The following is a 10,804-nucleotide window of genomic DNA, read 5'->3' as shown; positions in this document are numbered from 1 at the left end:
ATGGAGATCGGCGTCATTGGAGCAGGCAACATCGGCGGCAACCCGACCCGGCGGCTCGCCGTGCTCGGGCACGAAATATCCGTGGCCAATTCACGCGGGCCGCAGACACTCACGGCACTCGCCGAGAAGACCGGCGCCACCCCGGCCGCCGCGTCGGAGGCAGCACAGGACACTCAGGTCTTCGTGGTGACCATCCCCTCGAAGCGGTACCCGATCCGCTCTCGGGGTTCCTCGACGGCGCGGCGCCGGGCGCCGTGGTCATCGACACCGGCAACTACTACCCGCAGCAGCGCGACAGCAGGATCGTCGCCATCGACGACGCAGCGGCCAAGCGCATCGTGCGCGTCCTCGTCGACGGGCTCGGCTTCGACACCGTGGACGCGGGCGGGCCGGACCAGTCGTGGCACCAGCAGCCCGGAACGCCCGCCCGCGGAAGCCGGGGCGATGCCGAAAACGAAAGACCCCAGGTACCCATGAGAGAGATGAGGAATCGGCGTGGAGCAGAACATCGGCGACAAGGCGATTGAGTTTCTGCGGTTTCTGGAGATTTATGACTTCTCCAGCGCCCAGGAAATGTGCACCGACACGGCCGCTGTGTGGCAGAACGACGGCAAGGGAGCGCAGGCGATCGGCGAGAGCCTGGAACACTTCAAGTCCTTTGCCGCTACCGTCGGTTCGTTGCGGTACGACATAATCCGCCAGTTCCAGAATGCGAACGAGGTGCTCCAGCAGCAAGTGCTCCGCCTGGACATGGCCGACGGCTCTCGCCGCGAGGCGCACGCTGCGGTGTATTTCCGGTTCGAGGGCGGCCTCATCGACCGGATCGAGGAGGCCGTCTACACCGTGCCGACGGACAAGGAGTCATGATTTCGGCCTGCCGCCCGAGTGTCGGAGAAGAATGAACTCTCGCGTGCACCGCCGTCGAGGAACGCTGCGCTGCCTGACGGTGATCTGATCCGGTTCGGGCTGTTCCGGTACGCCGCCGAGGTTGTTGTCAGGCCAGGGTCGTGAGCACGGCCGGGTCGTAGGGGACGGACCGGGCCAGCTCGCCGCGGAGCGCCAGTGCGGCCCAGTCCGGGTTGGCCAGCAGCGTCCTGCCCAGGGCGACCAGGTCGAACTCGTCGCGCTCCAGTCGGGCCACCAGTTCGTCGATTCCGGTCACGCCGGCCTGCCGGGTGAAGCCCTGGGTGAACTCGCCCTCACCGTACTGATTGTCCAGGCCGATCGAGCCGACCGTCACAGTGGCCTTGCCGCTGAGCTTGCGCACCCAGCCGGCCAGGTTGAGGGTGCTGCCGTCGAACTCGGGCAGCCAGTAGCGGCGGGTGGAGGCGTGGAACACGTCGACACCCGCGTCGGCCAGCGGTGAAAGCAGCTGCGCCAGCTCATCCGGGTTCTCCGCGGTGCGTGCCTCGTACGCGTTGAGCTTCCACTGGGAGAGCCGGAAGAAGACGGGGAATCCGGGGCTGACGGCCGCGCGGACGGCCCGCACGACGTCGGCGCCGAAACGGGCCCGGGAAGCCGGGTCGCCGCCGTAGTGGTCGGTGCGTCGGTTGGTGCTCTTCCACAGGAAGCTGTCGATCAAGTAGCCGTGTGCGCCGTGCAGTTCGACGCCGTCGAACCCGAGTCGTTCGGCGGCCGCGGCGGCTTCGGCGAAAGCGGCCACCGTGTCGTCGATGTCCTGCTGGGTCATGGCCTTCCCGGCCGGGGCGCCGTCCAGCCCGATCCCGGACGGGCCCTCGGCGGGCGGATCGGTCGCGGTGCGTACGACTCCGGTGTGCCACAGCTGCGGAATGATCCTGCCGCCGGCCTCATGTACCCGCCGCAGCACGTGGGCCCATCCGGCAAGGGCCTGCTCGCCGTGGAAGTGGGGCACGTTCTCGTACGCGCCGGCCGCGGCGCGGTTGACGTAGGTGCCCTCGGTGATGATCAGCCCGACCTTGTTCGCCGCCCGGCGGGCGTAGTACTCCGCGACATCCGGGCCCGGCACGCCGCCGGGGGACGCCGTTCTGGTCATCGGGGCCATCACGATCCGGTTGGGGACCACGAGATCGCCCACGATGAACGGCTCGCCCAGGCTGGCCATTATTCCTCCCTAGTTTCGGCAGCGCTCATGCACAGATCTTCCATGTGCGCCTGTCTTCCAACCCGGCAATGCACTTCGAGGTCGTATGGAAACCACTGCGGCCGGACATCGACAGCGCACAATCATCGACCTTGCCGATCGATATGTCCAGCCTTCTGGATCGAATTATGCGATTCAGTGGATCGAAATAATCAGTTTGACCACACCAGCGGCATCACCAACAGTAGTCCTCAACGGTTCCATGCTGGCGCCAATGATCACTCTGTTGCCGGTTGAGGGTCCATAAACGAGCTCATGACCCAAAAAACTGAAGGAAGACGGATATGCAGACACTGGAACCGTCCGCCCGTCCGAACCGATTGCCATCATTGACCGGCATGCGATTCGTCGCGGCATTCGCCGTGCTGATCTCTCACCTGGACAGTCAAATCGTAGGAACATTCCATCCTGACCCGCCGTATCGGGTGATCACGACCCTCGGGCCGGCCGGGGTGGCTTTCTTCTTCGTGCTCAGCGGATTCATTCTCACCTGGGTTGCCGATCCGGACGACACCGCGAGGCTGTTCTGGCGTCGACGCCTGGTGAAGTTGTATCCGAACCATTTGGTGACCTTTGTGGCCGCCAGGATCCTGATGGTCGCCGCCGGTGTGCAGATCGTGGCGATCAATACGTTTCCGGCGCTGTTTCTGATCGAGCCCTGGATTCCTTACCTGGAACCCAATGGCGGGTTTACCGGTAGCAACGCGGTGAGCTGGAGCCTAGGCTGCGAGATGGCGTTCTACCTCGCGTTCCCTTGGCTGATCCGTCTCATCGGCAGTATCCGCCCCTCACGGTTGTGGCTATGGGTGGCAGTCGTCGTCACGGCCAGTACCGCTGTCCCGTTCATTTCCCAACTGCTGCCGGCGCAGCCATTCACATCGTGGGATCCGACGTCTTCGGAGTGGCAGAGCTGGTTCGCCTACCTCTTCCCCCTCCCGAGGATGCTCGAATTCGTCCTCGGCATCCTGATGGCACGCATCGTCATCACCGGGAAATGGATCCGCCTCGGCATGACGCCGGCATTTCTCCTGACGATCACCTGTGTGGTGGTCCAGTCCTACCTGCCCGGTGTGTTCCACCTGCGCTCCGGGCCGACCGCGCTTGCCGTCGCCTTCGCGATCGCAGCGAGCGCCAGCGCCGACATACGCGGTGCGCGAACACCTTTCAGTGGCCGAATCATGGTCTGGCTGGGTGAGATCTCGTACGCCCTCTACATGGTGCACTACCTCGTCGTCCAGTACGGCCCGGTCGACGCCCTGCACGCCACGGGCGAAGTGACCGCATCCGTATCGACGAGACTGATCAATATTCTGCTCACCGTCGTGATCAGTATCTCCCTCGCGGCGGCCCTCTACATGCTGGTCGAACGTCCCGCGGTACGACGCTTCAGCCGTCCAGCCGGCGGACGAAAGGGGCTCGAACCGCTCGCACCTTCGACCTGACACCATCACCCCCATCATCGTGACCGATATCTTTCGCTCCGAAAGACGTCACCCCGATGAATCTATTTATGCGATTCAGTGGATCGAAATAATCAGCTTGACCGTGCCAACGGGATCACCAATAGTGGTTCCGCGCCGTCACTGCCGACTGGAGAGAAACTCTCGTTGTGAGCCGCAACGGGAGAGTCGGTTTCCGTTGCCGATCCGCGTCGCGGACGTCGTTGTCGAGGACAAGGCAGGAAGTGGAGTCCGGAGTGAACCAGAGCCGCCTTACCGAAATGATTTCCGACGAGTTGCAAGGCAAGCGAGCCGTGGTCACCGGTGGCAGTCGCGGTATCGGCGCCGCAATCGCACAGCGCCTGCTCGATGCCGGCGCCACGGTTGTCACCGCTGCCCGCAATCCGACCGCGGATGCTCCGTCCGAAGCAAATTTCGTGAGAGCCGACCTCAGCACGTCCGGCGGTGTGCGCGAGTTCGCGGATGCCGCGCTGCAAATCCTCGGTGGCGTGGACATCATCGTCAACAATGCGGGAGGGGTCCGCGCCTTTCCTAATGCGCTGGACATTGAGGAAGACTGGCAGTACACGATGGATATAAACTTCCTCGCTGCTGTCCGCCTCAATTCCGCACTGGTGCCGTCCATGATCGCGAGCGGAGGTGGGGTCATTGTGCATCTCTCGTCCATTGCCACCCTTTCTTCCCATCCGCTGCTCCTGCACTATGCCGCCGCCAAGTCCGCACTCGTGGTGTACGGCAAGGGGCTCGCCGTCCAGTTGGCACCGCAAGGTATCCGTGTCGTAGCCGTCTCTCCGGGGAGGGTGGCGACACCAGGGGCGGACGAAGCACTCGAAAAGATGAGTGCGCATCTCGGCGACAGCACGGAGCTGGATTCGGAAACGTGGGTCGGCGATATTCCGCTCGGGCGGATCGGTCAATCACATGACATCGCCGAGGCGGTTGGTTTTCTGGTCTCCCCACGCGCCACGTGGATCACCGGCAGCACTCTCTCCATTGATGGCGGGCAGAGCGCGGCCCTGTGAACTGTGACGCCCGATGGGCCACGCCGGCCCTTCTGGCGGCTGCCTACCAGCAAGATCACGAACTTCTGTTGGGTCGGCAACCCAGTTGGTCGGCCACCAAGTTGTTCGTCAGGTAACCGCTCGCCCGTACTGGAAGGACTGACGCGATGACCGAAGCAGGGGACAGCGCGCGGGCCTATGCGTTCGGTCCGGCCGACCGGCTCGACGTCGACCCGAGGCTGGCCGAGATGTGCCGCGAGCAGCCGGTGCTGCGCGTGAACCTGCCCTACGGCGGCGACGGTGACGCCTGGCTGGCCACGCGGCACGCGGACGTCAAGACGGTACTGGGCGATCCCCGGTTCAGCCGTGCCGCCGCCGCGGGCGAGGACGTGCCCCGTGCGGTCGCTGCCGCGTTGCCCAGTACCACCATGCTGAGCATGGACCCGCCGGAGCACAGCAGGCTGCGGCGCCCGGTGGCCGAGGCCTTCACTCCACGACGTGTTCAGGCGCTGCGCCCGCGCGCCCAGCAGATCGTGAACGGCCTGCTCGACACCGTGATCGCCGCGGGACCGCCCGCTGACCTGGCCAAGGCGCTGACCTGGCCGCTGCCGATCACGATGATGAGCGAACTGCTCGGCGTGCCCACGGCCGACCGCGACCGGTTCACCGTCTGGGTGGACAGTTTGTTGATCCTCTCCGACCCGGAACAGGCCACGCGGGCCCGCGAACACCTCGACAACTACCTCACCGGCCTGATCGCACTGCGCCGCACCGACCCCACCGACGACCTGCTCGGCGCTCTCGTCGCCGCGTCGGACGAGAAGGACGGGCCCGGCGACGAGGACTTGGTGAGCCTTGCGTCCAGCCTGCTGTCAGCCGGCTACGAGGCCACCGCAAGCCAGCTCGGCAACTTCGTCTACACGCTGCTGACCCATCCCGATCACTGGCGGGAGCTCGTCGCCGATCCGGCGCTCATCCCCGATGCGGTCGAGGAACTCTCCCGGATCATCCCGAGCAGCGCTTCGGCCGGCTTCACCCGTGTCGCCCTTGAGGACATGGAACTGAGTGGGCGAACCGTTCGCGCCGGCGACGCCGTGGCCGTCGAGTACGCCGTGGCCAACCGGGATCCCGAGGTGTTCGCCCACCCTGAGGAGATCGACTTCCACCGGCCGAGCAACCCGCACCTCACCTTCGGGTACGGCGCGCACTTCTGCCTCGGCGCGCAGCTGGCCAGGATGGTGCTGCGCGTCGTGGTCGAATCCCTGGCCCGCCGTCTGCCCGATCTGTGTCTGGCAGTCCCTGCCGACCAGGTGCCCTGGCGGACCGACCGCCTCATCCGCGGGGTGGCAGCACTGCCGGTCAGCTGGTGACGGAGGCAATCAGGTGCTCGGTGCCGGATGAGGCCCGCAGGCAGGTGACCTCGCAGTCCTGTGCTGCACGTATTTCTGCCGGATCAGTAACCAACCGCTTGCCCGTACCGGAAGGACTGACGCGATGACCGAAGCAGGGGACGGAGTGCGGGCCTACCCGTTCGGTCCGGCACCCGACCGGCTCGACGTGGACCCGAGGCTGGTCGAGATCTGCGGCGAACAGCCGGTGCTGCGCGTCACTCTGCCCTTCGGGGGCGACGCCTGGCTGGTCACACGGCACGCGGACGTCAAGACGGTGCTGGCCGATGCCCGGTTCAGCCGTGCCGCCGCCGTGGGCGACGACGTGCCCCGGACGGTCGCGGTCGGTCTGCCACGCACCTCCATGCTGAGCATGGACCCGCCCGAGCACAGCCGGCTGCGGCGCCGGGTGGCGAACGCGTTCACCGTGCGCCGCGTGGAGACGCTGCGCCCGCGCATCCAGGAGATCGTGCACGGTCTGCTGGACACCATGGTCGCCGGCGGGCCGCCGGCCGACCTGACGCAGGCCCTGACCTGGCCGCTGCCGATCACGGTGATCTGCGAACTGCTCGGCGTGCCCACGGCCGACCGCGACCGGTTCACCGTCTGGGTGGACGGCTTGCTGATGCTCTCCGACCCGGAACAGGCCGCGCAGGCCCGCGGACACCTCGGCGACTACCTCACCGGTCTGATCGCACTGCGCCGCACCGACCCCACCGACGACCTGCTCGGTGAACTGGTCGCCGTACGGGACGAGGAGGACAGGCTCCGCGAGGAGGACCTGGTCAGCCTCGGGGTCAGCCTGCTCTCCGCCGGTCAGGAGGCCACCGCCAACCAGATCGGCAACTTCGTCTACACGCTGCTGACCCATCCCGGCCTCTGGCGGGAACTCGCCGCCGATCCGGCGCTCATCCCCGATGCGGTCGAGGAACTCTCCCGGTTCATCCCGATCAGCGCGACCGCCGGCTTCACCCGGATCGCCACCGAGGACCTGGAGCTCAGTGGGCAGCTCATCCGCACCGGCGACGCGGTGGTGGCCGAGTTGGGCCTGGCCAACCGGGATCCCGAGGTCTTCGACCACCCCGACGAGATCGACTTCCACCGCGGGACCGTCCCGCACGTCACCTTCGGGCACGGTGTGCACCACTGCCTGGGCGCGCAGTTGGCCAGGACGGAGTTGCGCGTCGTGCTCGAAACCCTGATCGACCGTCTGCCCGGTCTCCGACTCGCCGTTCCGGCCGACCGGTTGTCCTGGCGGACCGAGCGCCTCATCCGCGGGGTGGCCGCGCTTCCGGTCAGCTGGTGATGTGGCCTTACGACACCAACGGCACCCCGCCCCTGCACCACTCGCCGACCTCACCAGGACGCCATCAGGAGGGCTGACCATGGCCGAACCACGGGAGGCGGGCACCACGCCGGTGCCCGATCCGGGCACGGGACTTGCCCAGGCCCTCGCGGCCGTCGAGCCGGGCAAGCAACTCGCCGAGGTCATGGCGACCGTCATGGAGGGCCACGGGGACCGGCCGGCTCTCGGCGAACGTGCCAAGGACCCGTCGACGGGGCGCCTGCTCCCGCGGTTCGACACCCTCAGCTACCGCGAGCTGTGGGCGCGCGTCCGTGCGCTCGCCGGCCGGTGGTACCACGACCCCGAGTACCCGTTGAGCGCGGGCGAGCGACTGTGCACCCTGGGCTTCGCCGGCATCGACTACGCCACGCTCGACCTTGCGTGCCTGCACACGGGCGTCGTGGCCGTGCCGCTGCAGTACAGCGCGCCGCCGGCCCAACTCGGGCCGATCATCGCGGAGGCCGAGCCGCGCGTGCTCGCCGCGAGCGCCGAGCACCTGGACACCGCCGTCGCAGCTGTTCTCGGGGCACCCTCGATCCAGCGTCTGATCGTGTTCGGTCACCACTCCGAGGACGCCCACCGGTACGACGTCCTGGCGTCCGCCCGGCGGCGCCTGGCCGAGGCCGGCAGCCCGGTGGTCGTCGACTCGCTGGCGGAGCTGATCGACCGCGGGTCCGACCTGCCGCCCCCTCCGCTGTTCACCGCCGCCCCGGGCGACGATCCGCTGGCCCTGCTCATCTACACCTCCGGCAGCACCGGGGCGCCCAAGGGGGCCATGTACACGCAACGGCTGGTCGGCACCGCGTGGTACGGGTTCAGCTACGGGACCGATGACGTGCCCGCCGTCAGCGTCCTCTACATGCCGCAGAGCCACCTCGCCGGCCGCTACGCGCTGATGGGCTCGCTGGTCCGCGGCGGTGTCGGATACTTCACCGCCAAGAGCGACCTGTCCACCCTCTTCGAGGACATCGCCCTGGTCCGCCCCACGGAACTGACCATGGTTCCCCGCGTCTGCGACATGCTGTTCCAGCAGTACCGGAGCGAACTGGACCGGCGGACCGGCGAACCGGGTGACATCGAGACGGCGGTCAAGACCGACCTGCGGGAGAACTTCCTGGGCGGGCGCGTCGCCAAGGCGTTCGTCGGCACCGCCCCGTTGTCGGCCGAGCTGACGGTCTTCATCGAGTCCTGCCTCGGCGTCCATCTGTACACCGGTTACGGCTCCACCGAAGCCGGCGGGGTGCTGCTGGACACGGTGGTCCAGCGTCCGCCGGTAATCGACTACAAGCTGGCGGACGTCCCGGAACTGGGCTACCACCGCACCGATACGCCGTATCCGCGCGGCGAACTGCTACTGAAGTCCGAAACCCTCGTCCCCGGGTACTACAAGCGCCCCGAGCTCACGGCCGAGATCTTCGACGAGGACGGCTACTACCGGACCGGCGACGTCATGGCCGAGATCGGACCCGACCGGCTGGTCTACGTCGACCGCACCAAGGACACCCTGAAACTGTCGCAGGGTGAGTTCGTGGCCGTATCACGCCTGGAGGCCGTCTTTCTCGGCAGTCCCCTCGTCCGGCAGATCTACGTGTACGGCAACAGCGAACGCGCCCACCTGCTCGCGGTGGTGGTGCCCGCCCCGGACGCAACGGCCGGGTGCGGCGGGGCCGTCGAGTCGCTCAAGCCGCTGCTCAGCGCATCGCTCCAGCACGTAGCCAAGGAAGCCGGACTCAACTCGTACGAAATCCCGCGCGACTTCCTGATCGAGACCGAGCCCTTCAGCCCCGAGAACGGCCTGCTCGCCGACAGCCACAAACTGCTGCGCCCCAGGCTCAAGGAACGCTACGGCGAGGCCCTGGAACGGCGCTACGCCGAACTCGCCGAGAGACAAGCGCAGCAGCTGCGCGCACTGCGGCAAGCCGGTCCGGACCGGCCCGTGGTGGAAACGGTCGGCCGGGCCGCCCAGGCACTGCTGGGCGGCACGCACGCCGACCCGAGCACCGAGGCGCACTTCACCGACCTGGGCGGGGATTCCCTGTCCGCCCTGTCCTTCTCCCGGATCCTGCAGGAGATCTTCCACGTCGAGGTTCCGGTCGGGGTGATCATCAGCCCGGCCAATGACTTGGCACGGGTGGCGGGGTACATCGCGGCGGAGCGGCGTTCCGGGGCGCGGCGGCCCACGTTCGCCTCCGTGCACGGCGAGCACAGCATCGCGGTCCGCGCCGGTGACCTCACCCTGGACAAGTTCCTCGACGCGGCCACGCTCGCCGCCGCCCCGGCACTGCCCCGCCCCGAAGGTGCCGTGCGAACCGTCCTGCTGACCGGAGCCAACGGCTACCTCGGCCGGTTCCTGTGCCTGGAATGGCTGGAGCGCCTGGCGCCCTCGGGCGGCAAGCTGGTCTGCGTCGTCCGCGGCAGCAGCACGGCCGTCGCGACGCGGCGCTTGAACGCAGCCTTCGACAGCGGCGACGGCGAACTGCTCCGGCGCTACCGGGAATTGGCCGATGGGACCCTGGAAGTGCTCGCCGGGGACATCGGCGAGCCGCATCTCGGGCTGGACGAGGACACCTGGCGCGGGCTGGCCGACTCCGTGGACCTGATCGTCCACCCGGCCGCCCTGGTCAACCACGTGCTGCCCTACCGCCAGTTGTTCGGCCCCAACGTCGCCGGCACCGCCGAACTGATCCGGTTGGCGCTCACCACGCGGATGAAGCCCGTCACCTACGTCTCCACCGTCGCCGTGCACCTCGGAGCTGCGCGGGCGGCCCTCGACGAGGACGCCGACATCCGCAGCGCCAGCGCGGTGCGGCACCTCGACCAGAGCTACGCCAACGGCTACGCGACCAGCAAGTGGGCCGGCGAGGTCCTGCTCCGGGAGGCACACGACCTGTGCGGCCTGCCGGTCGTCGCCTTCCGGCCGAACATGGTCCTTGCGCACAGCAGGTATCCCGGGCAGGTGAACGCTCCCGACATGTTCACCCGCCTGCTGCTCAGCCTGATCGCCACCGGCATCGCGCCGGGCTCGTTCTACCGGACCGGTGGCGCACGCGCCCATTACGACGGTCTGCCGGTCGACTTCACCGCCAAGGCCATCACCGCGCTGGGCGGGCGGGCCACCGAGGGTCACCGGACCTTCAACGTACTGAACCCGCATGACGACGGCGTCTCGCTGGACACCTTCGTCGACTGGCTCACCGAGGCCGGCCACCCGATTCAGCGGATCGACGACCATGGCGAATGGCTCGCCCGCTTCACGGCCGCACTCCGTGCCCTGCCGGAGAAGCAGCGTCGGCACTCGCTCCTGCCCCTGCTGCACGCCGTGGCGCAACCCGAGGAGGGCGTCCCCGGTCCGACACTCCCCGCCGAGCGGTTCCGCGCCGCCATGCAAGCCGCCGAGGTCGGCCCCGGCACGGACATTCCCCACCTGTCGGACGACCTCATCCGCAAGTACGTCACCGACCTACGGCAACTCGGGCTGCTCTAGGTGT

7 protein-coding genes and 1 pseudogene are annotated in these 10,804 nt (G+C 67.7%); 7 read left to right on the top strand and 1 reads right to left on the bottom strand.

From position 1 onward, the window contains the following. Window positions 1-527 (top strand): annotated as a pseudogene (locus ACFV8T_RS34320) (NADPH-dependent F420 reductase). Next, complete coding sequence (locus ACFV8T_RS34315; protein WP_385335230.1) at window positions 496-867, top strand: nuclear transport factor 2 family protein; 372 nt, start codon at window positions 496-498, stop codon at window positions 865-867. Before ACFV8T_RS34320 ends, ACFV8T_RS34315 begins: the two are co-directional and overlap by 32 nt. 127 nt (window positions 868-994) lie before the next feature. On the opposite strand, the gene ACFV8T_RS34310 is transcribed toward ACFV8T_RS34315, so the two are convergent. Further along, entirely contained in the window at window positions 995-2,083 is a 1,089-nt protein-coding gene (locus tag ACFV8T_RS34310) for an NADH:flavin oxidoreductase (RefSeq protein WP_385335228.1), read from the bottom strand. Between the two features lie 323 nt (window positions 2,084-2,406). Between ACFV8T_RS34310 and ACFV8T_RS34305 the strand changes: the two genes are divergently transcribed. The 5 genes from ACFV8T_RS34305 (at window position 2,407) to car (ending at window position 10,800) form a co-directional block, all read left to right on the top strand. Then, window positions 2,407-3,564 (top strand): acyltransferase family protein, encoded by a 1,158-nt coding sequence (locus tag ACFV8T_RS34305; protein ID WP_385335226.1) that lies wholly within the window; start codon window positions 2,407-2,409, stop codon window positions 3,562-3,564. A gap of 254 nt (window positions 3,565-3,818) precedes the next feature. Further along, a complete protein-coding gene (locus ACFV8T_RS34300; protein WP_385335224.1) occupies window positions 3,819-4,604 on the top strand; it encodes an SDR family oxidoreductase in 786 nt (261 codons plus the stop codon). 146 nt (window positions 4,605-4,750) lie between these two features. Next, a complete protein-coding gene (locus ACFV8T_RS34295) occupies window positions 4,751-5,953 on the top strand; it encodes a cytochrome P450 (RefSeq protein WP_385335222.1) in 1,203 nt (400 codons plus the stop codon). Between the two features lie 124 nt (window positions 5,954-6,077). Continuing rightward, on the top strand, window positions 6,078-7,277 hold the full coding sequence (locus ACFV8T_RS34290) for a cytochrome P450 (RefSeq protein WP_385335219.1): 1,200 nt from the start codon (window positions 6,078-6,080) through the stop codon (window positions 7,275-7,277). Between the two features lie 79 nt (window positions 7,278-7,356). Next, window positions 7,357-10,800 carry a carboxylic acid reductase gene (car, locus tag ACFV8T_RS34285; protein ID WP_385335217.1) on the top strand — a complete coding sequence of 1,148 codons (3,444 nt, stop codon included), beginning with the start codon at window positions 7,357-7,359 and terminating at the stop codon, window positions 10,798-10,800. Window positions 10,801-10,804 lie beyond the last annotated feature (4 nt).

Origin of the sequence: Streptomyces sp. NPDC059832 (genome assembly GCF_042731715.1) — a bacterium.
Lineage (GTDB): Bacteria > Actinomycetota > Actinomycetes > Streptomycetales > Streptomycetaceae > Streptomyces.
The sequence above is the reverse complement of the archived record's forward strand: the minus strand, read 5'-3'. Positions and strand labels throughout refer to the sequence as shown.